Origin of the sequence: Halorientalis sp. IM1011 (genome assembly GCF_001989615.1) — an archaeon.
Lineage (GTDB): Archaea > Halobacteriota > Halobacteria > Halobacteriales > Haloarculaceae > Halorientalis.
This window is the reverse complement of the sequence record NZ_CP019067.1, coordinates 515,229-541,611: the sequence shown is the minus strand read 5'-3', so window position 1 is coordinate 541,611 and position 26,383 is coordinate 515,229. Positions and strand designations below refer to the sequence as shown.

Sequence of the window (26,383 nt, the reverse complement as noted above, 5' to 3'; positions counted from 1 at the left end):
GTTAAAACGCGCGAGCGCCGAATCGCAGTCAAATGTCTCCATCCACTCCCGATGACGGGGCGGAGGTCTCCGCCGACGGGGTTCCTACGGTTTACGACCTCGCTGACGGCTGTTCGCTCGACGACGTCGATCGCGGCGCGTACTACCACGCGACGGTCAACGGCGTCGTGGCCTACGGCGTGTTCGTCGACGTTACCGACGGCCTCTCCGGCCTCGTCCACGAATCGAATCTGCTGGGCACCTACGAAGTCGGCGACGAGTTGCTCGTCGAACTCTCCGAGGTCCGCGAGGACGGCGACGTGAGCTTCGAGGAGGTCGAACTCGCCGACTACGAGACCGAACGCGTCGACGCCGGCGAATCGGTCCCCGTCGCCGACCTCGAAGACGTCGTCGGGTCGACCGTCACCCTCGAAGGTGAAGTCGTCCAGATCAAACAGACCGGTGGGCCGACCATCTTCCACGTCCGCGACGAGTCCGGCGTCGTCCCCTGTGCGGCCTTCGAGGAGGCCGGCGTCAGGGCCTACCCCGAGATCGAACTCGCCGACGTGGTCCGGATCACCGGCCGCGCCGAGATGCGCGAGGCGGCCATCCAGATCGAGGTCGAGGATCTCGAGCGATACGAGGGCGACGCCGCCGACGCGGCCCGGGACCGCCTCGACGGCGCGCTCGCGGAGTATGCCGAACCGAACGATATCGAACCGCTCGTCGAGTGGGAAGCCTTCGAGAAGCTCCGGCCCGATCTGGAGCAGGTCGCCCAGCGGCTCCGTGAGGCCGTACTCGAGGGCCGACCGATCCGGATGCGTCACCACGCCGACGGTGACGGTCTCTGTGCGTCGGTGCCGCTCCAGCTGGCACTGGAACGATTCATCGCCGAGCATCACCACGACCCTGACGCACCGCGACACCTGCTCAAGCGCCTCCCCAGCAAGGCTCCCTTCTACGAGATGGAAGACGTAACGCGGGACCTCAACTTCGCGCTGGAGAACCGCAAGCGCCACGGACAGAAGCTCCCGCTCCTCCTGATGCTGGACAACGGGTCGACAGAGGAGGACACGCCGGCCTACCGGAATCTCGCTCACTACGACGTACCGATCGTCGTCGTCGACCACCACCACCCCGACCCCGACGCTGTCGGACCGCTGGTCGACGAACACGTCAATCCCTACCTCCACGACGAGGACTACCGGATCACGACCGGGATGATGTCGGTCGAACTCGCGCGCATGATCGACCCGTCCCTCACGGAGGAACTCGGTCACGTCCCCGCGGTTGCGGGGCTCGCCGACCGATCGCAGGCCGAAGCGATGGACGACTACCTCGACCTCGCTGCCGAGAAGGGCTACACCGAGGCCGACCTCCGGGACGTGGGCGAGGCGCTGGACTACGCCACCTTCTGGCTGAAGTACAACGACGGGCGCGAACTCATCAACGACGCCCTCAACGTCGCCTGTGACGACCGGGAGCGTCACGAGGAACTGGTCGAGTTCCTGGCATCGCGGGCCGAGCGTGACGTGGACGAACAGCTCGACGCCGCGATGAGCCACGTCGAACACGAGCGCCTGGACAACGACGCCCATCTCTACCGGATCGACGTGGAGAACTACGCCCATCGCTTCACCTACCCCGCGCCGGGGAAGACGACGGGCGAGATTCACGACCGGAAAGTCGAGGAGACCGGTGACCCGGTCATCACGATCGGCTACGGACCGGACTTCGCCGTCCTCCGATCGGACGGCGTTCGGCTGGACATTCCGGAGATGGTCGAGGAACTCGTCGACGAGATCGACGGCGGTGGCGTCTCCGGCGGCGGCCATCTCGTCGTCGGGTCGATCAAGTTCGTCGAGGGGATGCGCGAGGAGGTCATCTCGGCGCTGGTCGAGAAGATGGCCGACGCGGAACTCGACGAGGATCTCGCCGCGACGCTGCCCGACGAGTAATCCGCGCTTGCGGTACGACGATCCAATTGGGCGCCGCTTACTCGATTTCCCTCTTTCTCGTCGGCCGACACTCACCAGTTACCGCCGGGTTTGCGTCGGCTTATGCCGACTACGCGACCAATAACGAAACGTGGCCGGACGGAACCGGGGGCCATGAGCGACAGCGACGACGACCGTGGGGCGGACTTATCGAAAAAGGAGCGGCTGATCAACGCCTGGATCGCCGTCGGACCCGAGGGAAAGACGACGGACGTGAGTGACCTCACCGGCTCGTCCCGTGGGTACGCGTCCGACATCAGGCGCTCGATGGCGGGCGACGACGACGACGAGAAACTCCCGTTCGAGGAGCTCACGGACGCACACGATCCGGAACTGGTCGACCAGTACCGCTCGGACCTGGCGGACGACGCCGTCGATGGCCACTGGCCGTTCGCGGATCGCCTCACAGGGGCCGAGGCTACCGACCAGGCCGAGTCACCCGGGCCAGTGACCGGTGAGCCGGTCTCCCGATCCCGGGCCGGACCGTCGAGTACGGGTTCGGCACCGCAACAACCCGACACCGGCGGAAACGCTCCCCGGCAGCCACCGCGACAGCCTCCACAGCCATCCTCGCAACGGTCTCCACAGCATTCCTCCCAGCAGTCACCACAGCAATCATCGCAACAGCCTCCGCAGCATTCATCGCAACAGTCATCACACCAACCTCGGCAGCAGTCCCCCCGGCAACCGCCGCAGCACTCGCAGGGACACAGTAGACCAGGGCCAGAAACGTCTGCCGCGCCGCCCGGCGGGCAGGAGTCGACCCAGCCACAGTCGTATACCAGTGGTCAACCACAACGTACACAACAGTCCGTACAACCGACACAACCTCCAGGGCAACAGCAAACGACCAACCCGACACCCGCCCAGTCGACACCGTCGTCTGGATTCCGGAACCGACTCGCCGAACTGGACCAGCAGTTGATCGCCCAGCAACAGCAGGCCACAGCCGAACTCAACTCCCTCCCCCAGGGGTCCCAGGCTCACGCCATCGCGGTCTCGAAGTACAACCTCGTCGTCGATCTCCGCGAGTCGCTCCGACAGTTGACCAACGTGGCGCCCGGACCGTAATTTCCTATCGCGAATAGTGATTTACGAGCCGCGTTCGGCTCGCCCGTCAGCCCTCGAACTCGAAGCGTCTTCCGACCAGCACGGCCGCCAGCGCGGCCAGCGCGACCGCCAGCACTACGCCGGCCGGCAACCGCCAGTCGCCGCCCTGCCAGTCGGCCCGGAACACGTCCGCGAAGTAGCCGGCGACGCCCTCGCCTTCGAGCAGGACGGCCACCTCGCGATTCTGTCGTGCGGAGTGGTTGTTCCAGTTCAAGGATCCGACCAATACTTGCTCGTCGTCGACGATCACGCCCTTCGCGTGAATCTTCTCGAATCGACCGTTCGGGTCGGCGACCCGGGCCGACAGCGGAATCCCCTCACGCGCGGCGAGGTCGTTTAGCCAGTCCACCAGCTCGCGATTGTCCTCCTCGACGTACCAGGCTCCGGCGAGCAGGATCTGCACGTCGACGCCCCGTCGGGCGGCCGCGACGGTCGCCCGCAGGAACGGTTGTCGGCGGCTCCCGATGGAGACCTGCTGGATCCGAACGCTCTCGTCGGCGTTCCGGAGGAGGGTCACCAGTCGGCGCTCCGCGTTGTCGGGCGCACGGAGCAACTCGACTGAGTCGGGACTGAACCGCCGCGGATCGACGGTATTCGGATACGTCTCGTTCGCGGGCGGTCCGTCGGCCGGCTCGAAGCGCTTTCCGGCCCTGAACTGTGGCCAGGATCGGGCGTCCAGCCCGCTCGCGTCGGCGTGGAACGTTCGATTGAGCGCCGCTACGATCCGATCCGCGCTCACGACGGCACCCCAGCCGCGGCTGGCGTGACCACCGGTGCCGGCCGCCTTCCAGTTCTCCGTCGTCACCAGCGCCCGGTCGTCGACGACGGCGTACTTCGCGTGGTGGAACTCGTAGCGAGCGGGTGCACCCGAGAGAACGGTCACGTCGATGCCGCGTTCGGTGAGGGAATCGAACATCCGGGCCGACCGCCGGGTCAACCCGCCGACCGGACTGCCGTCCGCGAGGACCCGAACCTCGACGCCACGACGGTTGGCGGCGACGAGTTCCGCCCTGATCCGTTCGGACGTAAGCGTGTACCCGGCCAGCAGGATCCGTTTCTCGGCGTCGGCGAGGGTCTCCGCCGGGACCGATCCGCCGTCGGGGAGGACGAACGCACGCGCCGACTCGCCCGTGGCGGCAACGACCGGAAACTCCGTCGCGCCGACCGGCTGCCAGGCCACCCCGTCGCCGTTCGGCGTCGCGAGTTCCCCCTCCGGTGCGTCCGTGTACGTCAGTTCGGCGACGGATTCGCCCCCGCGTGCGAGCGTGACGCGGTCACCGGTGTTGGCGAGCGCTAACCCCTGGTCGAGGGCGACGATCTCCGCGTCCGTCCGGGTTCGCGTCAGATTCGGCGCCGTCGTGAGCGCGACACGCCCCTCGACGGTAACGTTCGGGAGCGCAACCGTGTCCTCTCCGTCCGAGAGCGTGTAGTTCCCCAGCCGGGTCGGCTCAGCAGCGTCGAGTACCACGAACTCCCCAGCATCGCCGTCGGGGACTGGATTCGGGTAGACGGCCGCGAACGTCGGTGGGGTTGCGTTGGCGGGCGCTGGCGGCCGTGTCGACTCCGCCGGCGGAGCTGGTCCGCTCGTCGCCGGTGCTGACGCGGCGAGAGCCGGAATTCCGGCCGCGAACAGGACGAGTGCGGCGAGTACGGCGCTGCGGGGAGACACGGGGGCAGGTGGTCTCGTATTCCTGGATAAACCTTCGGCCGCGATATCGAATCAGTCGGACAGGGCTGCGGCGACCGACTCGATCGGGTGGGGCGGTTCCGCGTCGGCACCGGGACGGTCGCCCAGTTGCGTCCGGCAGGATGCGCCGGGCGCGACGACCCGCTCGCCGTCGCTGTCTTGGACCTGGTCGAATAGAATCTGGCCGATAGCGCGACTCATCGAGTAGTGTTCGGCCTCGTAGCCGAAGGAGCCGGCCATGCCACAACAGCCCGAGTCCAGCGGGTCGACGTGGTAGCCAGCCCGCCGGAGGACGCCCACCGCGTGGTGGTCCTTGGCCGTCGCCTTCTGGTGGCAGTGGCCGTGGTAGGTCAGGGATTCCCCGGGCGCGTCGAACGCGATGCCGTCGTCCAGCCTGTGCACATCGAGATATTCGAGGACGCCGTAGGCGTTCTCGGCGACGGTCTCGGCGGCCGCGGAATCGTCGGTGTCGCCCAGCAAGTCCAGATAGTCGGACTGGTACATCACCGCGTCGGAGGGCTCGACGACCACGATCTCCCAGCCGTCCTCGACCCGTGGAGCCAGTTCGGCCACGTTATCGCGGGCGGTCTCGCGGGCTTTCTCCAGAAAGCCCTTCGAGAAGGCCGCGCGCCCGCTGTCGGTCAGTTTCGTCGGGACCTCGACGTGGACGTTCGCGGCTTCGAGTACCTCGACGGCTGCCTTCCCTGCCTCCGGGCGGCTGTAGTTGGTATAGGTGTCGGGGAGGAGGAGAACGCGTCGCTCGGCGTTCTCAGCCGAGACATCACTGGCCCGCTGGCGGTCCCACTTCACGAAGGTCCCCCGCCGGAAGGTCGGGAGCGTCCGTTCGCGGGCGATGCCCAGCGTCTTCTCGGCGACGGCCCGAGTGCCTGGGACCTTCTGGGCGAGGTTCGACAGCGGGGCCAGCGCGCTCCCCACTGCCGACAGCGTGTCGACGTTGGCGAACAGGCGGTCCCGCAGGCTTGCCCCCTCGCGCTGGTGGTGTTCGTGGGTCAACTCGGCTTTCAGCTTCGCCATGTCGACCTCGCTCGGACAGTCGTGTGCACACCCCTTGCAGCCGATACAGAGGTCGAGCACCTCGGTGACGAACTCCTCGGAGAACTGCTCGTCGTCGGGCAGTTCACCGGACATCGCTCGCCGGAGGGAGTTCGCCCGGCCCCGCGTCGACAGCGACTCCTCTTCGGCGGCCCGGTAGGTCGGACACATGACGCCGCCGGTCGTGTCCTGGTGGCCGCGACAGCCGCCACAGCCGTGACAGAGTTCGGCCATGCCCTGCAGGCCGTTCTCCTCGTCCCACTGCAGAGCGGGTTCGAACCCGGCCTCGAACTCGTAGTCGGGATCGAACCGGAGGTTTTCGGTCATGTCCGTCGGCTCGTCGGGCCGGGAGACGACCTGTCCCGGATTCAGGAGCCAGTCGGGATCGAAGGCGGTCTTCAGAGTTCGAAAGGTCTCCCAGACCCCCTCGCCGTACAGTTTGCGGTTCCACTGGGTCCGGGCGCGGCCGTCGCCGTGTTCGCCGGAGACGCTGCCGCCGTACTCGACGACGAGGTCGGTCACGTCGTCGGCGATGGACTCCATCCGGTCCACGCCGTCCTGCGTCTTGGTGTTCACCAGCGGCCGGATGTGCAGGACGCCCGGGCCCGCGTGGGCGTAGAAACTCGCGTAGGTGTCGTGGGCCGAGAGGACCTCGCGGAAGTCGGCGACGAACTCCGGCAGGTTCTCCGGCGGGACGGCGGTGTCCTCGACGAACGCGACGTGTTTCGCGTCGCTCGTTCGTCCGAGCAGGATCGGCAGCCCCGACTTCCGGAGCTTCCAGAACTGCTCGCGCTCGCCCTCGTCGTGGGCCTCGTCGGCCGACGCGGCCCGAACTTGCGCGTCTGTCTCGATCCGCCCATCCGTCGGATCGGCGAGCGTCCCGGTCCCGGGCGATCGATCCGCGAGCAGGTCGGCTACCTTCTCCCGACCCGCCTCGTCGCTCTCGGCGTAGAACTCCACGAGCAGGACCGCGCCGGTTCCCGCGGGGACCATCTCGGCCACGAGGTCGCCGAACTCGGAGGTATCTCGGGCCAGATCCAGCAACACGTCGTCCAGCACCTCGACCGCGGCGGGGTCGTGGTCGAGGATGGGTTCCACGTCCTCCATCGCTTCGAGCAGGTCGTCGTACCGAAGGAGTGCCAGCGCCTTCGTCTCGGGGACCGGTTCCAGACTGATTTCGGCCTCGGTCACGACCGCGAGGGTGCCCTCGCTGCCCGCGAGCAGGCCCGGCATGTCGACCACGCCGTCCTCGCGGGCGCGCTCGATCACGTAATCGAGGTTGTATCCCGAGACGTTGCGCTTGAGGTCGGGGTAGGCGTCGGCGATGGCCTCGTCGTTCAGCACGTCCCGGACCGCCGCGTAGATCCGGTCTTCGAGATTCCCATCGGAGTCGGCCAATCTGTCAAGGTCCTCGACTGGAACTGGCTCGAACGTGGTCCGGGTACCGTCGGCGAGGACGACCTCGCAGGCCTCGACGTAGGCGTCGGTCTTCCCGTACTGCAGGGAGTGTGCGCCGGTGGAGTTGTTGCCGATGGCCCCGCCCAGTACGGACTTGTCGCCCCACGCCGGGTCGGGGGCGAACTTCAGATCCGCGTCAGCCAGCGCGGCGTTCAGGCGGCCGAGTGTGATCCCCGGCTGTGCCCGTGCGCGGCGGCTCTCCGGGTCGATCTCGCGGAGAGCGTCCATGTGCTTCGAGAAGTCGAGGACGACCGCCCGGTTGACGGTCTGGCCGGCGAGGCTCGTCCCCGCGCCGCGGGGCAGGACGGGAATCCCGCGGTCGGCGCAGTACTCGACGACGGCGGCCACGTCGGCGGTCGAGGTGGGGAAGACGACGCCGACGGGCGTCACCGCGTAGATTGAGGCGTCGGTCGCGTACTGCTCCCGGGTGTACTCGTCGAAGCGGACCTCGCCGTCGATCAGTCGCTGGAGGTCGCTGACGAGGCCCGGCCGCGCCACGTCGCCGCCCCGGTAGTCGTAGTTCGCCCGGTCGTCGGTACTGGGGTCGCCCGACGACGGACCGCTGGCTCCCGACTCGGAACTCATGGACGAGGATAGCGACCCGGGAAAGAAACCGTTGGCGTTGCGGAACGGGGGTGAACCGACGGATCAGGCCGACGTGGACTCGACGGCCTTCTCGGCTTCGACCTGCACGATGTAGGACCGGTCGTCGGCGTAGTCGGCGGCGGCCTCACGGGCGCTCTCGGTGCCGATGGCGTTCAGCGCCCACGCGGCGCTCGCCCGCACCTCGTCGGCGTCGTCGTCGGCCAGCACGTCCGACAGCGGATCGATGGCCCGGGTGTCACCGATCAGGCCCAGCGCGCGGGCAGCCGTCGACCGGACCTCGGGGTCGTCCGCGACCAGCTGGTCGGCGACGACCTGCGTCGAGCGCTCCGCGCCGATGGCGCCGACCGCTCGCAAGGTCGTCTTCCGGAGGGCCACGTCGCCGCCCTCGACGTACTCCTCGATGGTGTCGAGTGCCTCCTCGGCCCCGATGCGGCCGAGGATGCGGATAGCCTGCTTGTTGCGCTTCTCGGCCATCGCCAGCAGATCGTCGGTCGCCTCGGGCGGGGCGATCCGTTCGAGCGAATCGAGGACGTTCTCCTCCATGAAGTCCGACTCGAACTTCTCCAGCCCGAGGAGGATCATCTCGACGGCCTCCGCGTCGCCCTCCTTGTACGCCTTCTCGTGGAGCTTGATGGCGTTCCACTCGGCCGGGTAGTCCTTGCGGTTCTCGGGGTCGAGCGGGTCGTAAAAGCCCTGTGCGGCGAGTTGTTCCCGAACCAGGAGGTCGTCCCACTCCTCGGCGTCTTCGAGGTCGGATTCGAGGTCCTCGGCGGCCGCGAGAAGCGTCTCGATGGTCTCTTCGTCCTCGTCGGGGTCGAGGTCGGTGTCTGTGACGATCTCGCTCACCGTGCGGAGTTCGGCCGCCAGATCGTTTATCGACTCGCTGTCGGGCTCGAAGGTCTCGACGAGCTGGCTGCCGGCGGTGTCGAGGAACTCCTCGACGGCCGGGATGACTTCGAGTTCGCCGTCCTCGGTCCACTCGGTGGTCTCGACGGTGTCAGCGGCCGATTCGACCGTCTCGGTCACGTCCTCGGCGTAGGGGCCGCGCTGGCTCTCCAGATCGCTCCGGAGCGAGTCGAGGCGGTCCCGCAGGTCGGCGACCGCCTCGTCTTCCTCCTCGTCCTCGTCGTCGGGGGCCAGCCCCTCGACGGCCTCCTCGGTCGCGTCGAGGTCGGATTCGACGTCGTCGAGGTCTCCCTCGGTCTCGGCGGCGTCGAGGTCCTCCTCGATCGAGTCGAGTCGCTCCCCGATGGCGTCCGCGTCGGCAGCGGGCACGTCGGTCGTCCCGCCGCCGTTCTCCGCCGCGGCCTCGGATTCTGTTTCGGCGTCGGTCTCGTCCGCGCCGTCCCCGGCGTCGCCGTTGCTCATACCAGACCACTCGTCTGTCCCCACAAAAGGCGTTTCTATTCGGTATCCGCGCCAGGGGCGGGCTCGGGCCCCTCGTCGGCCCCGTCCTCCGGCGCGTCGACGAGATACCGCCGGTAGAACCACGGCCCGATCAGGTAGAGGACGGCCCCCACGAGCAACGCCCGCGGAAAGAGCCGCCCGAACGCGGTCGGCGCGACGATGGCTCCGGCCTGCACCGCGCCCATCCCCAGCGCGTGGGACGCGCGCAGTTCCGGGTAGGTAATCGTCGTGACCATGAGGTACGTGAACACGGCCGTCATCGCGAGCAACGCGGTGGCGCCGCGAGCGCCGGGGACGCCCGCGAGGTAGACGACGGCGAGAATCGTCGCCGCCAGCGTCGTCTGGACGCCCTCGGTCTCGTCGCTCCCGATGTCGTAGGCGGTGTACATCCCCAGTCGAACCACCCCCGACCCGACGAACAGCGCGGGGAGGACCAGCGCAGTGGCCAGTAACGCGGGCGGATCGCCGGCCGAGAGGGTCAGGCCCCACTCGGCGCTGGCGACGCTGAAGACGAAGATCGCGGGCGCGACGCAGAAGGAGGCCACGTCGGCCAGCGAGTCGATGAATTCGCCGACCGGCGTGCTCCCGAGTTTCCGGGCGAGGACGCCGTCGAGTCCGTCGGCCACCGCGGCCAGCAGGATGAGGCGAGCGCCCAGCGCTGGGTCGGCGACGGCGGCGACCGCGGCCGCGAAGCCGAGGCCTGCGTTTGCCACCGTCACTATATCGGCGAGTCCCAGCCGGCCGACGAACCGCGGCTGCATACCACCCGGTCGGAGGACCGCCGCCTTAGTCCGTTCGGTACCGACCGCTACTCGATCGCGTGCATCAGCCCGGTCACGAGCAACCCGAACGCCGCGACCGACCCGAAGACCACCAGCACGCCCGCGAGTCGGTTCTTCCCGTCGGGGTCGAACCCGTACCCGAGGACGCTCGCCAGCCCGAGCAGCGCCACGACCGCGCCCGCACCAACGCCGACGCCGGTCAGTCGCGGGATCTTGGCCCCGAACTCGACCGCGGCGGCGGCGATCGTCGCGAGCCCGACGGCGAGCAGGCCGGCCCCGAACTGTCTCTCGTCCATACTCGGGATCCGGGCGCCGGGTAGAAAAGTCCGATCACTCGGACCGGCGCCTCCCCGGCGATTCGAACCGCGCGACATATCACACTGCGGTACCGAGACCCGGGTATGCGCAGACGGGATTTCCTCGCCTCGGTCGGCGGTACGGCCGTCGCGGTCTCGGTCGCCGGCTGTTCGAGCTCCGGCGGCACAGGTACGAGCGAGAACGAGTACGACATCGGCATGTCCACCTCCGCGTTCCGACCGGCGGAGTTCGCCGTCGCCCCCGGGACGACCGTGGTGTGGCGCAACACCAGCGGGACCGCCCACACCGTCACCGCCTACGACGATCAGATCCCCGACTCGGCCGACTTCTTCGCCTCGGGGGACTTCGACAGCACCGAGGCCGCCAGTGACGCCTGGCTCCAGAACCGCGGCGGCGCGATCGAGGGCGGCGCGACCTACGAACACACCTTCACCGTCCCCGGCACCTACGAGTACTTCTGTGTCCCCCACGAGGGGGCCGGGATGGTCGGCACCATCGAGGTCACCGAGAACGCGACCCGCACCCCGAAGGACCCCGGGACGGACACTGACGGAACTGCAATCGGAACCGAGTAACGCGGACGCGGTACAGCAGCGTGGCTATCGGAGCGCGAAAAAATCGAAAATCGAGTCGGATTACTCCTCGTCGCCGGCCACGTCGGTGTCGTCTTCGTCGACGTCGACGCTGGTCTCTTCCTCGGCGGCGACTTCCTCGGGCCGGGCCTCGAGGGTCGTCTTCTGGATCTCGACGCGGCGCACCGGGTAGATGAGCTTCGCGTCGTTGTAGATGGCCGAGGAGAGCCGACCTTCGACGACGCTGTCGACGAGGTCGGTGAAGGTGCGGTCGCTCGCGGCCTCCTCGACGAGGTCGATCATCGTCCGGCGGATGGCCTTCTCCTGGCTGTGGTCCGCGGACTTCGTCGTGTAGGCGACGGGCTGGATCTGCAGCCGGTAGTCGTCCGTCGTCAGGACCGTGACGAAGGCCTCGATCTTCGAGGAGCCCCGGCGGACGAGGCTGCGCTTGTAGTCCCGGGTCAGCTCGAAGGTGTCGAACTCGGTGTAGGCGGAGTCGCCGGCCACCTCGTCGACCTGGAAGGTGAGCTTCTTGTTGTTCTCGCTGGCGTCCGATTTCAGATCGCCCAGCGTGGTTTCGATGGTCCGTCCGAGGACCTGTTCCGATTCCGCTGCGGGCGTGTCACCGAGTTCCTCGCGCTCGAACTGCTCGGGCGAGAACACGGTGTACCACTGCTTGCCCTGCTTCTGCCGTGAAACTGATCGTTCGCTCATGATTGTGTCTGGGTTAGTTCGTCCGCGACTGTACAGTTGACCACGTAATCGTCGACCGTCGCGTGCAACCCGCCGGTCGACTCCCGTTCGATCTCCGTCCTGACCGTCTCGCCGTCGACCGTCGTCGACATCTCGTCGGTGTTGTCCGGCGCGAGTGCGGCCGCGACCATCGCGGCCCGCTCGTGATCGCCGTGGGTCGTCTCGATGACGGCTCTCATAGTGCCTCCCTGAAGGCCTCGATGAACGAGGCGGTGTCGGTCTCGACGGACGCCCGTGCGTGCCGACCGCTGCCGGCCGCACGGCCGCCGACCTGGTCGACGGCGGCGTCCATCGTCGCGCCGAGCTGTCGGTCCTCGACCGCCGCGGCGGCCGCCTGTCCATCGGTGACGAACAGCACGACCGGCTCCGGCGACCGGAAGTCCCTGAGCAGGCGCGCGGCCGTCCCGACTGGCGTTTCGGCGTCACCCTGTGACTCCCCTCGGGCCACGAACAGACCGTCGTACCGACCTGTCGTCGCGTTCGCGAGAGCGTGGTGAGCCCGCTGGCCGTGAGTCCGCCACGCGTCGAGGGCCGCCTCGCGTGCGTCGTGACCGAGCGCCAGCGCGACGCCGGTGCCGGGTGCGTCCCGGGCGACCGCGTCGAGCACGTCGCCGTACCCCTCGACGGTCCCGAAGGGACCGCCCGCGTGGGGTCGCAGCGCGTCCTCGACGCACTCGGCAGCGCGCCGGTTCGCGTCGTCGGCTCCGACGGTGCGAAGCGCGACCATCGAGGCGAGCCGTCGCCGGTCGTCCTCGTCCAACGCCGTCGCGTCCTCGGCCGCGAGCATGAGGTTACAGTCGGCCAGCGCCGCCCGCACGCTCTCGGGGTCGCCCGAGAACGGCGCGTGCAGGCGCGTGCCGTAGGCCAATCCCTCGGTGAGGTCCGTCGTCGGCGTCGCGACGCCCGGTCGGCGGGAGACGCCAGCCGCCTCGCGCAGTCGGCCGTTCGGCGTGGCGTCGGCCACGGTCGAACCGGCCAGCGCGAGGACGGCGTCGGCACTCCCGAGTTCCTCGGCGGCCCGGAAGGCCACCTCGCTCACGGGGTCGGACCCCGCTGGAATCGCCGCGTCCGCGGCCGCGTCGGCCCGGCCGAGCGTCACCGTCGCGTCGGCTTCGGTGGCGCGCTCGGCGGTCGCGGTCGGGGCGACGACGCTGGCCTGGAAGGGCCGGTCGGTCGCCGCGAGCGCGCGGGCGAGGACACCGGTAGCCGCGAGTGCGTCGCCGTCGGCGCTGGCGACGAGCCGAACGAACTCGGCGTCGCGACAGACCGCGGCGACGTCGCTGGCCACGGAGGCGGACTCGGCTGGACGGTCGGCTGTGGACATCTACAGGAGTTCCTTGGCGGTGTCGTAGGAGTACGTGAAGTCGGCGTCGAGTTCGTCGCCGCGGTAGTAATCGACCAGGCGGCGGATCTTCGACTGCGTGTTCTGGAGCGCGCGCTTGTTCTGGTGGTCGTTGGGGTTCTCGTCCATGTGATCGCGCAGGCGGACGGCCCGCTTCATCAGGTTGCGTAGGTCCTCGGGGAACTCGGGTTCGGCGTCGTTCTCCTCGAGGATCTCCGTGACCTTCTTGTCCGTGACGAGGCTCACGTCGGGAACCGGCGTCCCCTGAACGCCCTCGTCGCGGAGCTTCAGCCCGATCTCGCTGGGACTGTGCCCCTGTTCTGCCAGTTCGACGACGCGCTCTTCGACGGCGTCGGCGTCGACGTCGCTCCACTCCGGCGGTTCGTCTGCCACGGGCTTGTCCGAGTCGGACGAGCCGCGGCGGCGTGTGTGCATTCGTGCCATAGTTGAATTGGAACCGCGACGACCGCTGTCCGGCGTGCCGGCAGGCGCTGCTGGCCCCGAAGGCCGACAGCGCGGGCCGGCGGACTGCCGAAACACTACCGCAATCCCAAGCCGCGAAAGTGATCGTAGCGGCGCGTCGGATTTGCGGTCGTGCTGTTCCCACCCCAACCTTCCCGCTCTCCCACTTTACGGTTTCTACTCGCGTCCAGTTATCAGATCTCGATACGACGGCCAGAGCGCTTTTGCTACTCGGTATGCAACCTGTGGCAATATGGCTGCAGGGACGGCGCGGTCGGGGACGCGCGCACAGTCGGGACCGGTCGGGTACGTGCTCGTGTTCGCGATCGTGATGGCAGGGATGGCGATCATCGTTCTCATCGGCGCTGGCGGACTGTCGAGCACACAGTCCCAGTCCGAACTCCAGCGCGCGGAACACTCGATGACGCTCTTTGACTCCCGGGCGGCGATGGTCGCGCTCGGTGACTCCGGTGGGCAGAGCATCTCGTTCGGGCAGGACAGTGGCTCGTTCAGAGTCGAAGACGAGAACGGCTGGATGCGGCTTACACACGACAACTACACGGAGGACGACGACGCCGAGCGGGAGGTCATCTACAACAAGTCGATGGGGGCGTTGATCTACGAGAACGGGGACCGGACGATGGCCTATCAGGGCGGCGGCGTCTGGCAGCGCGATTCGAACGGCGAGGCGCGCATGGTCTCCCCGCCGGAGTTCCATTACCGCGGGGCGACGCTGACGCTCCCCGTCATCCGGACGCTCGGCGGCGGCAACGCCAAAGGGAGTGTCGACGTGTCGATCCGGCCGCAGAAACAGGCGAAGCTGATATTCCCGAACACGACCGCACCCGACGACGGGAGTCCCGAGGTCGGCGCACCCTACAACGATACCGAGCGCGACTACACGAACCCGATTCGCAACGGGACGGTCAACGTCACGGTCCGGAGCGACTACTACGAGGCCTGGGCCAAGTACTTCCGCGAGCGCACGACCGGTGAAGTAACCGTCTGGGACGAAAATCGGACCGTCCGCCTGAACCTGCTGTCCATCGGCGGCCCGCCCGGGTCCTTCACCATCCCCGAAGAGGGTGAGAGCGTCCCCGCCGGCGGTATCGCCGACGGGCACCCGCTCAAAGAGTTCGAGTTCGACATCGTCTACACGAAGGGGAACAACGACCACTTCTCGCTGTACGACGAGAAGAACAACCAGGAGTACGAGTTACACGTCGTCCCGACGGGGAGCAACTACCACAACGACTGTCCAGACGAGGATCAACTGGACTCGCCAGTATACGTCAGTCTCTACTACTACTCCGGTGACGGGTCCGGAAAGTACGAGTTCTGGGAGACGCGGATCGATCCCGATAACCATCCCGACAGCAAGATCGAGTGGACCTGTGCCAGCGAGGGCCCGAAATTGTCCATCGACTTGCTCTCGGATTTCGGCGGGATGGATTACGATCAGAGTGCCCCAGGGGTCAGTTCCAGTAAGAACGGAAACAAGTGGCGCTTCGGCGAACACATCAAGAAAACCTACGAGCACGGGGACGCCACGCTCCACCAGCACGACAGTATCAGCTGGGAAGATCCAGCATCCACCTACTCACCGACCATCGACGACACGGACCGCACGCTCGACGAGATCGTCAACCACTACACCGCGCTGATGGGGCCGGACATCGACATGACCTCACAGATGGGGCCGGGTAACAGTCGCGCCATCGTACAGGACGCCTCCTCGGGGACGCTCACCTACGAGACCGCCGAGGGTGCGGAGTACATCACGTATCTCCACGTCACCGAAAACGAGATCGAGGTCGACTTCGACTAGGTCTCGAACTCGAAGTTGATCAGCGACCGCGTGACCGACAGCCGTCCCGGCTCGTCGATCTCACACTGGACGGTCTCGGGACGGGTCACCGTACACGCCGCATCGGCGTCGGTTTCGAGGTAGCGCTGCCAGAGGCGATACCGCGGCGACGTGATGTTGACGATCAGGTCCTCGTAGTCGGTCTGTCGCTGGACGAACTCCGGGAGGGGTTCCCGGACCGCCTGCTCGGCGCGGACGCGTACGGTCCCGCCGCTGACGCTCGTCGCGTTCCCGACGTGCTGGGTCTGGATGATCGGGATGATCACCCCGTCGTCCTCGAAGCGGAAGGGCGGGTCCTCGACGACGACGCCACCCTGTGGCGCGTCACGGAAGACGGCTCCGCCCTCGTAGACGACGGTCGTGTCGCTGCGCCCCTCGTACATGATCGGTGCCGCCGAGTAGGACACGTTCGGGTTCGTCCCGCCCGGATCGACCCCCGTGACGTTGATCTCCACCTCGTCGCGCACCTCCAGTCGCGCGTTCGAGAGTTTGATCTCCGTCGAGCGACTCGGCGCGCCCTCCTGGTGGATGTCGGCCATGTTGTCCGCGAGCACGTCGAAGGCCCGTTCTGCGTTGTTCACCTGCTCGGCGTCGCGGGCGTCCTGCAGGATTCCGATCCCGGTGACCGAGACGATGCCGACCGTCGCCGCGACCAGCGAGAACACGATCACGAACCCGAGCACGTCGCTCACAGCACGATTTCGTGTCATGCGTCGCCCTCCAGTGTGAGTTCGTCGCTCGCGGTGTAGTTGACCGCGATGGAGCCGCCGGACGCCGACGACGACTCGATCGACGTGGTTGTCTCGACGGGCACCTCGACGGTGATATCCGGATTCGTCGTCCGGACCACGACCCGCGGGTCGGAGCCGCCCTCGATCCGGACATCGTAGGTGGTCCCCGCGACCCGGGGTGGGAGGTCCCGCCCGACCCGAACCGTCTCGTTGTCCGTCGTCGTCCGCGCCAGGCGATCGGCCATCATCACGTCGGCACTCACCTGTTCGCCCAGCACCTCCAGTTCCGTCCGGATGCTCTGGTCGCGCTGGCTCTCGACGAAGGTGCCGCCGGCCACCAGCAATCCCGTGATCAGGATGAGTGCGATGGAGAGCCCGAGGACGTAGTTCAGCGTCGTCGAAACGCCGCGGTCGTCCTGTCTCACCCTCCGTTTCGATTCCTCAGTCATCGCTCTCACCCGGGCGCACCTCTGCGTCCGTCGCGTACGAGAGCGATGCCGACCGGTATTCGACGTGGACGGTCGCCGCGTAGACCGCCGGCAGCGCGAACGGTACGTCCGGCGCAGTGCCGTAGTTCGTGGTATCGATGCTGGCGTCCCGGACGACCATCGAGTAGGTACCCTGGAACGCGTCGCCGTTCCGGACCTCGATGTCGTACGGCGCGGAGACGCCCTCACCGAACTTCAGCGCGGGACAGTCGGTGCCGTTGAACGTGCCGGCAGTCAGTCCGATCGTCGGGTTTCCGTCGGCCGAACAGGTCCCCGATCCCGATGCGTTCGTGATTTCGATCCAGGTGTCGTCCGCGGTGCCGTCGTTGTACAGCGTCAGCGTCCAGTCGTCGGAGCCATCGGACACGCGGAGCGTGAGAGGATCGTCACCCGACTGATCCAGCATCGACGAATCCGTCACGTCGATCGTCGCCGACCGGGTCCCCTGCACGCCCGTCGCCAGTGTCCAGTCGCTAGCCACGTCTGCGGTACTCGGCTCCGTCGAGTTCGAGAAGTTCCCCGTCGTCTGGTTCTGTCCGATGCGGGTTCCCCAGGTGACGGCGGCCAGCGACGTGTTGGCACTGGTCCCTTGCAACACCTCGAACTGGGCGGCCCGTCGGCTGGTCGAGACGACCGCGTCCGAGAGGTCGTCGTGGATCTTCGCCTTCGTCGAGCCGTTCCGGTTGACCGACTCGAGGACCCGCTCCAGTCCCTCGGTTACGTCGTTGCGGTAGCTGATCGCGTTCTCACCCCCGGCGTCGTCGCCCCGGGTGGCGAGGTTCTCCGTGTAGATGACCGAGTTCAACACCAGCGTCAGAGCGACGAACGACGCCGCGAGGACGAACCCAGCGACAAGGAGCACCTGCGCCCGGTCGTCGTCTCTCAGATTCGCCACACTACCACCTCCACGCGGACCACGTCGAACACTGGCCCCTCGCCGTTCTTGTCGGCGTAGAAGTTCGAGTTGTTGATCAGCGGGCCGTGACTTCCGTCTTCGTTCAGCAGTCGAGTGTCGTTCGAGATGACGACCGTCCTGCTCGCGGCGACGGCGTTGTCGGTCGGCTCGCCACGATACAGGATGGGTTTCTCCTGGAGCCGCCCGGACTTGTAGTAGGTCACGTAGACGTTGTAGGCGATCCCTCTGTCGCCGAACGTCCGCTGGAGCGTCCGTCCGAGGTCCGTCGGGAGCCGCCGCGTGTAGAATCCGTTGACCGAGGCCCCGTGGAACCGACTGCTCGAACTGTTCCAGTACAGCACCGTCCGCCGTAGCGAGTCGTTCCGGGCCGCCGTCGCCAGCACACCCGACGCGCTGGCTTGTTGCTGGTTCTCGATGTGCTGGCTCGACGTACTCGCGGACAGCGGCGTCACCGCCGTCATCTGGAGCGCGAAGACGATACTCGACGTCAACAACAGTCCCGCGACGATGGCCTCTAGCGTGTGGACCTGTCCGCGCTCGCTCACCATAGCTTCACCACCAGCGAGACGCTGGTCCCGTTGACCGACACCGCCCGCCGCGCCGTCACCGACGACTGGGCACCCGACTCGGCGTCGTTACCGGCAGCGAGCGGGACCACGTCACCCGCGCTACAATCGGTCCCGCTCTGCTCGACGAGTTCTCCTGCCGTCTCGTCCCAGCAGAGCAACTCGTCGGGTGACCCTGACCCGCTCACGTTCCCGCGAATCGTCACGTTGACGAACGAACTCCGGTCGATCCCGAGCTGGGCTTCGAGTGGCCGGTCGGTGAACTGGCAGCCGCCCGGTGGACTGCCACCCTCGAAGAACGCCACCGTACACGTCGTGTTCAGCGTGTACGGCGTGTTCGGATCGCCGAGTGTGTCCATCGTGAGCCCGTCCGCAGCCCTGTCGACCGCCACGATGTCCTCCTGGTCGCCCGTGGTGAACGGCTGGACAGTTCCCGACACGAAAGTGAAGATGGCGATCAGAACGAAGACGAACAACACGACGCCGACAGTGAAGTCGATGGTCGTTTGTGCACGGATAGATCCCACAGACCGCTCGTCGGTCGATGCAGTCTCTTCCTCGACCGGTGGTCGGGACGGTCCTGCCGGTCCGTCGCCGGCCGCCCGTGCCCGGTCGGACGTTCTTCCGTTCTCCATGCGAATCCCTCGTCTGAACGACGCCGAACCATCACTGCTCGGCTCCCGCATTTCTCCCGGCCCGTTGCCGACTGCTAGTTCCAACTACCCCTAATGATAGCACCGACAATATAGGGATTGTGGCCGTCAGAATTCGTATTTAGGTGCTTTGGCCGACCCAACGCGTTGTGAGTTGTCCTCCCCCGTGGGGCAACTCCTTCGATGGGTTTAAGAAAACTCGACGGATACCGATGAATGCGAGGGCTCGTAGATCAGCGGTAGATCATCCCCCTGGCACGGGGAAGGCCCGGGGTTCAAATCCCCGCGAGTCCACTCCGATTTCTCGCGCTTCTCCGGGGTAACTGAACAGTCCGTAGACCATATTCAACGGCAGGATTTCGAGGAAATCCGAGTCTCGAAGACCTCCCCCGCGGGAATCGATTCGTGCCGTCTCGGAAGGACCCCACCCGGCGTCTGCCGATTCGAAGAGGGAGGTGGTGTCTGTGGCAACTGAGGAATCGCCTTCGTCACCGCCTGCTATCTGTCGCTATTGCGGGCTCACGATCGAGCGGTGGGACCAGCGCTGCGTCGCTCGCGACGACGGGGGCTGTCAGCGATGACTCGCCCCGAATCACGCCGCGATCGACCGGAGATAGACGACGTCGCCTGTAACACCGTCCCCGAATCTCCAGTCGCAGTGCGTCCCGACGGTCCGCGCACGGGCGCACTCGATCCCTGCGGCGTCTGCTTCGACAATGATGACCCATCAGACTTCGAGTGGGTCGCGCGCGGGGGTCAGTACGCGACTCGTGTCCACAAGCTCCCGCAGTACGATGTCTCTCCTCAGTTTTCGGACGAAGTCGACCCGGGTCCGAGTCCTTTGCTGGTCCAGTTGCAGCGCGAGGACGTAACCAGCGTCGAGGATCTCGACCTGCGGGAGAGCGGCTCGGAGGGTGACGCCTGATGTCCGACCGATCCTTCGAGGTCGACGGGCGCACGTACGAGCCGGTCCCGGAGAGCTGGATCGATCACGGCGTCGACCGCGGCTCCGGCCATCCACGCCTCTTGGCCGTCAGCGTCGCGCACTGCGAGGAGAGCAAACTACTGTACGTTCGCTACGCGCACCCCACCGAGGAGACCGTCTATTGCGCGACGACAGGCGCCCACGTCACCTCGGACGACAAGGTGTTCCCGAGTGCGCTGGTCTCGAAGATCGCCGAGTGGCCGCGAAGTCGCGTGCCGGCCAGTCACGTCGGTCCGAACGGGCACCTTCACCCTATCGAGAAGGAACACCTGCGCAAGTGCTGGAAAGAACGGATTGCCGGGGGTGATTCGGAAGCTGTCGAATCCGGGGGGCAGGTCTGATGGAGGGCGACGAGCGGATCCACGCCGGAGAGGACCGGGATACTCCCACGATGGACGACGTCCGGCGGGATGACCGGCAGGAAGAAGCACGTGCTGAGTCACTCTTCGCCGAGGAGTATGAGGTCGAGCGGCCGACAGCCCAGACTACCCATCAGCCGGAAGCTGTCGGATCGTCCTGCTGTCGGTGGTGTGAGACGGCGTTCGACGACCGAGTCGAACACCGAAAGCACACCTGCCCGGACCGGAGCAAGTGGGAGCGTCTCTGGGCGTTCGAACCCGACGACGAGGCTCTGATCGAGCCCCAGGTACACGAGGTCGGGGCGAAGCTCCTGTTCGACGGTCAGTCCGACGGGATGGAACCGTACTTCGCAATCGTCTCGCAGTTCGACGAGTGCTACGACGGGCTGGGGTCATTCGAGGCTGCCGACGAGACGTGGCACCTCAATCACGACGAGGAGAAGGTCAAGTACTGGGAGGGACAGATTGCAACGCGCGAAGAAGACGCCGGTGACGCCTACTACGAGTACAACATCGGCGTGGTCGCCGACGATCCTGTTGGTCGGAAGCGCGTGAACTTCCAGTTCCGGCCGTCACTCCCCGAGGCTACCAATGTCGATTCCGGCGAGCGTATCGAGTCCATGCCTGCGGACCTTCCCGAAGGCCTCCGTGTCCAGGTCGACTCCGCGAACGTCGAACGAGAGGCGATTCTGGACGTGCTGCAAGGGCTGGCCGACGCGATGGGGATTAGCACCCACTACTTCCGGGAATCTCGTCTGCACGACTGGAGCCGCGTCTACAACTACGCGCAGTACGTGCGCGTGCTGCGGTCGATCTCCGAGCGCCGGTTGGTGAACCAGACCGGGTTGCTTGAACGACTCGCGTCTTTCACGAGTCAGCGACCCGGTCGCGGCGAGTACAAGTGGGACAACGAGGAGATCATGGGCCACCGCAATGCCGTGACGCTCAACGAGACGTCACTCTCGAAGTTGCTACCGGAGCAGAGCGTCGGGAAGGTCTCGAAGGTCTACCACATGAAGAATCCAGAGGCCACCGCGGATCCGGACGAGCCGACGACCCATCCGAAGTTCGAGGTCCAGTACTCCACTGAGTACAGCGAGGAGAAGTCGATTCCCTGGGCCGATGCCGACGACTTGGAGTCCGAACTCGACGAGTACCTCCTGTGCCAGCTGGATTGGGCCGATCTCGTCCCTAAGGCCGATGCCGAGTGGGTGGTTCCCGACGAGTACTGGGAGCCAGAGGACACGGACCGGGACGTGACGGTGTACCCGGATCCGCTCCACGATCTCCAAGAGGTCGAGGAAGGCGTCGCGATCCACCACATGGTGAACGAGGACGCCAGTCCCGGGGAGCGGTCGGTCCTCCAGGCGCTCGCGGATGGCGGACAGATGCACTACGACGAGCTCGCTGACGCGAGCGACACGTCCTCGTCGACGGTGTACCGGGCGGCCGACCGCTTCTCTGACGTCATCGAACGCGCGCAGGGCGTCTTTGAGTTCGCCGACGACGTCATTCGCGAGAAGTTCGAGGAGTTGTTCGGCTACCTTGAGGACGCCGCGGACTGGGTCGACCGCGGCATCGAGCACGTTCAGGATTCCGAGAAGGTCATCGCTGGCGACAGCCCGCTCGCCAGCTGGGCCCGTCGGTACGGTGCTTCGATCTCCGAAGGTCGCGAAGCCCTAGATGTTGACTTCCAGGCCGGCGTCTACTCGAAGTACGAGATTCAGAAGATTCTCCGCGCCGGCTACAGTGCTGCGCGGCAGACCGGGTCGGTCGCCGCAGACAAGATGCTGAAAGCGACGGTTCGCTACCAGGATCGGGACGACGGGGAGTTCCGAGGTCGGGCGTTCGCCATTCAGGGGAACTCGATCTCGGTACTTGGTGCGAACGTCCTCTCGCTCGGCTGACGACGGCTGAGTGGCAACACTACCGACGACCCCCGGTTTCGGCACTCACACCGGTCGAATTATTTTTGCTGGTTATTTCCTGTTGGTAGTTGCATCGCAGTGTCGCGCTCAATAGGCGGTCCTCGGCGGTCGTCGTTCCGCCAGTTGGGCAGGGGGGGCTTAGGCCGTGTGCCAAAGGGGCACAACTCAGAAAAAACTCCGTGGTTAACCGAATTCCAGTTAAGGTAGATGAAACGGGTTGCGGACCTTGCCTTCGTGACTAAACTGACTGCCGAAACAAGACTTTTAAATAACCAATTATCGGTTGAGGTATTGTAATTCAAGTTAGCAAACTCCAGTTCAAGTTAGAAGGCCTTCGTGATCTGTTCAGATGACCCGACTGTTCTGGATCCTTTTGGATAGCCAATGTTAAATAATGTGTTGCCCATCTGTGGTGTATATGTCCCATACGCCGGCCGTCGATACTCTCACCCACTCGGTCAAAAAATGACTAATGTAAAGTGGACATTCCCGGATCAGGCCTCGGGGCTGACCGATTATCACTCCATTCCTACGGAGAAAGCTCTGGATAGTGAACTGGAGACGTTTGTCCGGGAAGTTCTCCAAAACGCCAACGACCAAGGCCTACCGAACGATGATCCAGTAAAGGTAACGTTCGAGTTCAATCGACTCACTGGAGACGACCTAAAAGATTATCTCGAAGCCCTAGAGTGGACAGGTCAGACAGATCCACCAGCAAACCTAGAGTGGCATGTCGAACGCGCTATCGACAACGAACAGGCGAGAGATCCGGGACTTAAACGTTTTATCGATAGTTTCGACGGAGAAGAGCTACTCGTGCTCACCGTCCACGACGAGAACACGACAGGGCTGGTTGGGAAAGAAGACGACAGTTCTCAACCTTACGGTGCACTCGTGAAGGACTTCGGAGGATCCGAGAAGTTGGACTCGAGCTCCGGAGGAAGCCATGGAGTCGGTAAGACCGTGTTGTGGGCATTCTCGAGTATCTCGACGGTCTTGTTCAACTCGACACCGCGCGATACACCCAGTGCCGAGAGGGAACCGCCACGGCTGATCGGTCGTAGTATCCTTCCTGCACACGAACACGAGGATGCAGATCGGACGTACACGAACCACGGCTGGTTCGGATACGACGACGACTCAGAGATAGACCGATTGGGTCGTCCGCCGTCCCTCTGGGGGCGTGAGGATACGGTCTCGGAGCTAGCCGAGACTCTACAGGTAGAACGGCCGAACGAGGAGACTGGTACGAGTATCGGGGTCGTAGGGTTCCGGATCCCTGGCGAAGACATGCACCCCGACCCCGAGGATCTGTCCGAGAAGTTCCGTCATGCGGCTGTAAAACACTTCTGGCCGGCTATTTCGCGAGGTGACCTGGAAATTCGGATCCGTACGCCGGACGGGGCTGAAGAAGTCGCGGATTGGGACGATGCTCCAGGTGTACGGCCGTTCGTCGAGTGTTACTCACAGTTGTTCGACGTGGACTCCGACGAATTAGAGGGGCCAGGTTCTGTGGCGAAGACGAGCGTCGACATCACTGTCCCCGAAGAGAGTGAGGGCGTCATAGACACTCCAGACCCAGAGTACAAGACGACCGTCGATCTGCTGATTCGACAACTGAATCCGACCGATACAGAAGAGTTCGACGAGAGCGACGACACCGACCTGAGTAAGAACCGGGTTGCGAGGCTTCGGGGTGCACAGATGATCGTGGATTACGTGGACAAGAGCAGTGTCGCGGACAGGGGTGACGACTTCGTTGGTGTTCTCGTCTGTGGCGAGGCCCAATCTCCCAACGGTGACACTCCAACACCAGAGCAGCGTGCGGTCGAGAAGTTCCTCAAGCGATCGGAGCCGACCCAGCACGACGACTGGCAAGGTAGCAAGAACGACTACCTGAAGAAACACTACCGCGGTACTATAGTGAAGGAAATCGCCGCTCTCGAGGGAGAGAGATTAGAGCGGGCCTTGGCAGAGGTCGTTCAAGAGGATATCGAGTCAGGTGACGAAGTCCCGGACATGGACGACGTAGCACCGATAATGGGGGGGAGGACGAACGACGACGAAAGCAAAGGCGGTGGTCCAGTGATGGACTGGAACGTGGAACCCGAGACATGGTTCGACGACGAGAACTGGTCGTTCTATGGTAAGGGTGGGCCGATCGACGAGGAACACGGGCCTTGGAGCGTCACGATTACGATCGATCGGTTGGACGTCGACGAATCATCGTCGGACTCCATACCAGTACAGTCTGTGAAACCCCTCTCGCCAGGTGTGGAGATGAAGTACAACGGTTCGTCTGTCACACTCAAGGTTGACGAGTCGATCGACGAGATCGAGTTCGAAGGTAGCTCCGAAGAAGTCGTAGACGGTATCGGAGATGTCCGGGAAGCGTTCGAAGTCGGGGCTATTACCGAGGCGAGGTTGGACGTGTCAGCCGAAATCGAGACGGAAGGTGATTCCTGATGCCTGCGAACACTCGAAGTTCGAAGTCACGCGACGAGTCGATGCCGTACCTCTATGCAGACGGTTGCCTCCAGTTCGGGATCACCGGCTTCTCTTTCGACGGGGGTGACGTCGGGAGTCCAGATTACGATGACAGGACTATCCCACTGTACGACTACGGTGATTGGTCAAAAGTGACTATCGAAGGGAATGTGACGGTAGGTGATTCTGTCGAACGCGTCTTCCCCGACGACGAGGGACCACCATTTCCGGCAGAGTTGATCGTGATCGTGGATGCCGAAGAGACACAGCTGCGTTTCGAGAAGAACGTCGCAAATCCACCAATCTCCGAGGAGAGCTACGACGTGGAACTCACGTTGGACCGGTCGCTTCTCCGTGGTGACGTAGTATTGACACCTCGGTTGGTCAGGACAGAGCCGTGTCGGGAAGGACTCCCGTACGCACCGAACGACGGGATGCGTGTGGCTGGTGGCGAGAGCTGGACGGTAGTCGTGGATCATCCGACGAAGAACTCAGACGGGTTTCCGTTCGTGTACAGGGATTTCTCACAAGAAGGAATGCCTCCCGAAGAACTGGTCCACTCGTTCAGTAAGACTCCGAACCCCAAGATGATGATAAACGACCGGAACGAAAACGTCGTCGACGTCCTCCAAAGCGGTAACACGTACGGGTTCCGGCCGAACATGAAGCGCTTACTGAAGGCCGACTTCGGTGTCTCTCTTTGGATCCAACTCGTGATACTCACCGGGACGACGATCGCGGAAGCGGGTGAGCCCGAGTTTGACTGGCAAGAAGGGGTGATCGAAGAGATCTCCGAATCTATGCTCGGTACACACCTATTCGGTGAGGACGTCGATTACGAGACGGTCGTCTCGGAACTCGGCGAGAAGATCTCGGACCCATCGAAACTACGTGAACTGATCACCGATCTCTGTGAAGCTGTTCAACTCTATCAGGAGTACGCTGAACACCTCGACTACTTCATTCAGGAACACTCACCATGACTACGATCCACGTACTCGCCGATTCGGGCCAAGACCTCGTGAAGTCCCACGATAGATTTCCGGAGGAAGAGGGATCAGAACCGCCTGCCGACGAACTCGAGAGTCACCTCCGGACTCTCGAAGTGGAAGAGGCTACGATTGACTACGATCGGCTGGACGAGGCGATCGAAACGTCGATGGCGATCTTCGACTTGGGGCGACGACGACAGCGAACCGCGATGGACTCTAACCTCGCCCCTATCGTGCATCAGTGTATCGACGTACCACCTCGTGTGGCCGCAGTACCCGGAATGTGGCACTATCTGACACTCCTCCATTACCCAGACTTCATCACGTCTCGGTGGAGTCAAGACGACGACCTACAGGAGAAGTTCCTCGGAACCCAGAAAGATCTCTACTCCAACCACCTAGCGCGTCTCTGGTGGGGAGCACACCTTACGTACGATAAGAACGAAGACCACTACTTCGCTACGCATCGACTGTTCAACAAGCAGCGGTTGGTGAACTACGTACTCGACAGTTCGTTCAGACGATATCGGCCGGCAGCGATCGCATTCGCCGAAGAACTCTGGAAAGAGAGTGGCAAGAACATTACGAGTATCGCAAAGCGGTTCAACAACTCACTCTCGACGACACAACTCGAGTCACGATCGAAAGAACAGATCCGGGATCAACTGAAGAAGATACGAAACCACGTCGAAAGTACGAGTTAGCGATTCTACAAACAGTCTACTTCTCGTCCTCTTCTTCGTCGTGATGGGGCCCACGCGTGTATTTTTTGTCGTCCCTGTCTCGGTAGCGATTGCTCTCTTCGTCGTACTCCTCGTTCGTAACTTTGCGTAGGATCTTATCAGCGGCTTTTTTAACCTTGTTCGAGGTCTTCTCTGGCATATA

At 64.7% G+C, this 26,383-nt stretch carries 26 protein-coding genes and 1 tRNA gene; 11 read left to right on the top strand and 16 right to left on the bottom strand.

The window, feature by feature from the left end; genetic code table 11:
* Nucleotides 1-32: 32 nt before the first annotated feature.
* On the top strand, nucleotides 33-1,937 hold the full coding sequence (locus BV210_RS02695; protein ID WP_077205152.1) for a DHH family phosphoesterase: 1,905 nt from the start codon (nucleotides 33-35) through the stop codon (nucleotides 1,935-1,937).
* A 186-nt stretch (nucleotides 1,938-2,123) separates the two neighbouring features.
* Here BV210_RS02695 and BV210_RS02690 read toward each other — a convergent pair whose 3' ends face one another.
* Entirely contained in the window at nucleotides 2,124-2,360 is a 237-nt protein-coding gene (locus BV210_RS02690; RefSeq protein WP_077205151.1) for a hypothetical protein, read from the bottom strand.
* 537 nt (nucleotides 2,361-2,897) lie between these two features.
* Here BV210_RS02690 and BV210_RS19655 point away from each other — a divergent pair.
* A complete protein-coding gene (locus BV210_RS19655) occupies nucleotides 2,898-3,047 on the top strand; it encodes a hypothetical protein (RefSeq protein ID WP_157525775.1) in 150 nt (49 codons plus the stop codon).
* 46 nt (nucleotides 3,048-3,093) lie between these two features.
* Here the strand turns inward: BV210_RS19655 and BV210_RS02685 are convergent, their stop codons facing one another.
* From BV210_RS02685 to BV210_RS02665, 5 genes are all read right to left on the bottom strand, one after another.
* Nucleotides 3,094-4,755: a phosphatidylserine/phosphatidylglycerophosphate/cardiolipin synthase family protein gene (locus tag BV210_RS02685; RefSeq protein WP_084802546.1), complete on the bottom strand. Its 1,662-nt coding sequence runs from the start codon at nucleotides 4,753-4,755 to the stop codon at nucleotides 3,094-3,096.
* A 51-nt stretch (nucleotides 4,756-4,806) separates the two neighbouring features.
* Complete coding sequence (locus BV210_RS02680) at nucleotides 4,807-7,869, bottom strand: FAD-binding and (Fe-S)-binding domain-containing protein (protein WP_077205150.1); 3,063 nt, start codon at nucleotides 7,867-7,869, stop codon at nucleotides 4,807-4,809.
* Nucleotides 7,870-7,932: 63 nt separating this feature from the next.
* A complete protein-coding gene (locus BV210_RS02675; protein ID WP_077205149.1) occupies nucleotides 7,933-9,258 on the bottom strand; it encodes a HEAT repeat domain-containing protein in 1,326 nt (441 codons plus the stop codon).
* 35 nt (nucleotides 9,259-9,293) lie between these two features.
* Nucleotides 9,294-10,058 carry a protein sorting system archaetidylserine synthase gene (locus tag BV210_RS02670; RefSeq protein ID WP_077205148.1) on the bottom strand — a complete coding sequence of 255 codons (765 nt, stop codon included), beginning with the start codon at nucleotides 10,056-10,058 and terminating at the stop codon, nucleotides 9,294-9,296.
* Between the two features lie 47 nt (nucleotides 10,059-10,105).
* The gene (locus BV210_RS02665) at nucleotides 10,106-10,375 is read right to left on the bottom strand and encodes a hypothetical protein (protein WP_077205147.1); all 270 of its coding nucleotides are present in this window, start codon (nucleotides 10,373-10,375) and stop codon (nucleotides 10,106-10,108) included.
* 105 nt (nucleotides 10,376-10,480) lie between these two features.
* On the opposite strand from BV210_RS02665, the gene BV210_RS02660 reads away from it, so the two are divergent.
* Entirely contained in the window at nucleotides 10,481-10,972 is a 492-nt protein-coding gene (locus tag BV210_RS02660) for a plastocyanin/azurin family copper-binding protein (protein WP_077205146.1), read from the top strand.
* 60 nt (nucleotides 10,973-11,032) lie between these two features.
* Here the strand turns inward: BV210_RS02660 and BV210_RS02655 are convergent, their stop codons facing one another.
* From BV210_RS02655 to BV210_RS02640, 4 genes are read right to left on the bottom strand one after another with little or no spacing between them, the layout of a single operon-like run.
* Nucleotides 11,033-11,683, bottom strand: coding sequence for a 30S ribosomal protein S3ae (locus BV210_RS02655; RefSeq protein WP_077205145.1), 651 nt, complete (start codon nucleotides 11,681-11,683; stop codon nucleotides 11,033-11,035).
* On the bottom strand, nucleotides 11,680-11,901 hold the full coding sequence (locus tag BV210_RS02650) for a KEOPS complex subunit Pcc1 (protein WP_077205144.1): 222 nt from the start codon (nucleotides 11,899-11,901) through the stop codon (nucleotides 11,680-11,682). Before BV210_RS02650 ends, BV210_RS02655 begins: the two co-directional genes overlap by 4 nt.
* Nucleotides 11,898-13,046: a hypothetical protein gene (locus BV210_RS02645; RefSeq protein WP_077205143.1), complete on the bottom strand. Its 1,149-nt coding sequence runs from the start codon at nucleotides 13,044-13,046 to the stop codon at nucleotides 11,898-11,900. The genes BV210_RS02650 and BV210_RS02645 overlap by 4 nt, the downstream gene beginning before the upstream one ends.
* Nucleotides 13,047-13,508, bottom strand: a complete 462-nt coding sequence (locus tag BV210_RS02640; RefSeq protein WP_077205142.1) for a 30S ribosomal protein S15 — start codon at nucleotides 13,506-13,508, stop codon at nucleotides 13,047-13,049.
* Nucleotides 13,509-13,779: 271 nt separating this feature from the next.
* On the opposite strand from BV210_RS02640, the gene BV210_RS02635 reads away from it, so the two are divergent.
* Nucleotides 13,780-15,354, top strand: a complete 1,575-nt coding sequence (locus BV210_RS02635) for a hypothetical protein (protein ID WP_077205141.1) — start codon at nucleotides 13,780-13,782, stop codon at nucleotides 15,352-15,354.
* Here BV210_RS02635 and BV210_RS02630 read toward each other — a convergent pair.
* The 5 genes from BV210_RS02630 to BV210_RS02610 are packed head-to-tail and all read right to left on the bottom strand — an operon-like array spanning nucleotide 15,351 to nucleotide 18,729.
* Nucleotides 15,351-16,103 (bottom strand): hypothetical protein, encoded by a 753-nt coding sequence (locus BV210_RS02630; RefSeq protein WP_077205140.1) that lies wholly within the window; start codon nucleotides 16,101-16,103, stop codon nucleotides 15,351-15,353. The genes BV210_RS02635 and BV210_RS02630 overlap by 4 nt on opposite strands.
* The gene (locus BV210_RS02625; RefSeq protein WP_077205139.1) at nucleotides 16,100-16,573 is read right to left on the bottom strand and encodes a hypothetical protein; all 474 of its coding nucleotides are present in this window, start codon (nucleotides 16,571-16,573) and stop codon (nucleotides 16,100-16,102) included. The genes BV210_RS02630 and BV210_RS02625 overlap by 4 nt, the downstream gene beginning before the upstream one ends.
* A complete protein-coding gene (locus tag BV210_RS02620) occupies nucleotides 16,566-17,507 on the bottom strand; it encodes a hypothetical protein (RefSeq protein ID WP_077205138.1) in 942 nt (313 codons plus the stop codon). The genes BV210_RS02625 and BV210_RS02620 overlap by 8 nt, the downstream gene beginning before the upstream one ends.
* Nucleotides 17,495-18,076 (bottom strand): hypothetical protein, encoded by a 582-nt coding sequence (locus BV210_RS02615; protein WP_077205137.1) that lies wholly within the window; start codon nucleotides 18,074-18,076, stop codon nucleotides 17,495-17,497. Before BV210_RS02615 ends, BV210_RS02620 begins: the two co-directional genes overlap by 13 nt.
* A complete protein-coding gene (locus BV210_RS02610) occupies nucleotides 18,070-18,729 on the bottom strand; it encodes a hypothetical protein (protein ID WP_084802545.1) in 660 nt (219 codons plus the stop codon). The genes BV210_RS02615 and BV210_RS02610 overlap by 7 nt, the downstream gene beginning before the upstream one ends.
* Nucleotides 18,730-18,969: 240 nt before the next feature.
* On the opposite strand from BV210_RS02610, the gene BV210_RS02605 reads away from it, so the two are divergent.
* The 7 genes from BV210_RS02605 to BV210_RS02575 all read left to right on the top strand — a co-directional run bounded on the left by BV210_RS02605 (nucleotide 18,970) and on the right by BV210_RS02575 (nucleotide 26,202).
* Nucleotides 18,970-19,041, top strand: a tRNA-Ala gene (locus BV210_RS02605).
* Between the two features lie 283 nt (nucleotides 19,042-19,324).
* Nucleotides 19,325-19,672, top strand: a complete 348-nt coding sequence (locus BV210_RS02600; protein WP_157525774.1) for a hypothetical protein — start codon at nucleotides 19,325-19,327, stop codon at nucleotides 19,670-19,672.
* The gene (locus BV210_RS02595; protein ID WP_077205135.1) at nucleotides 19,672-20,073 is read left to right on the top strand and encodes a hypothetical protein; all 402 of its coding nucleotides are present in this window, start codon (nucleotides 19,672-19,674) and stop codon (nucleotides 20,071-20,073) included. The genes BV210_RS02600 and BV210_RS02595 overlap by 1 nt, the downstream gene beginning before the upstream one ends.
* Complete coding sequence (locus tag BV210_RS02590; RefSeq protein WP_077205134.1) at nucleotides 20,073-21,998, top strand: hypothetical protein; 1,926 nt, start codon at nucleotides 20,073-20,075, stop codon at nucleotides 21,996-21,998. Before BV210_RS02595 ends, BV210_RS02590 begins: the two co-directional genes overlap by 1 nt.
* Before the next feature lie 486 nt (nucleotides 21,999-22,484).
* On the top strand, nucleotides 22,485-24,485 hold the full coding sequence (locus BV210_RS02585; RefSeq protein WP_077205133.1) for a hypothetical protein: 2,001 nt from the start codon (nucleotides 22,485-22,487) through the stop codon (nucleotides 24,483-24,485).
* A 41-nt stretch (nucleotides 24,486-24,526) separates the two neighbouring features.
* Entirely contained in the window at nucleotides 24,527-25,489 is a 963-nt protein-coding gene (locus BV210_RS02580; RefSeq protein WP_157525772.1) for a hypothetical protein, read from the top strand.
* Nucleotides 25,486-26,202, top strand: a complete 717-nt coding sequence (locus BV210_RS02575) for a DUF6339 family protein (RefSeq protein ID WP_077205131.1) — start codon at nucleotides 25,486-25,488, stop codon at nucleotides 26,200-26,202. Before BV210_RS02580 ends, BV210_RS02575 begins: the two co-directional genes overlap by 4 nt.
* A 16-nt stretch (nucleotides 26,203-26,218) precedes the next feature.
* On the opposite strand, the gene BV210_RS19650 is transcribed toward BV210_RS02575, so the two are convergent.
* Complete coding sequence (locus BV210_RS19650) at nucleotides 26,219-26,380, bottom strand: hypothetical protein (protein ID WP_157525770.1); 162 nt, start codon at nucleotides 26,378-26,380, stop codon at nucleotides 26,219-26,221.
* Between the last annotated feature and the right edge of the window lie 3 nt (nucleotides 26,381-26,383).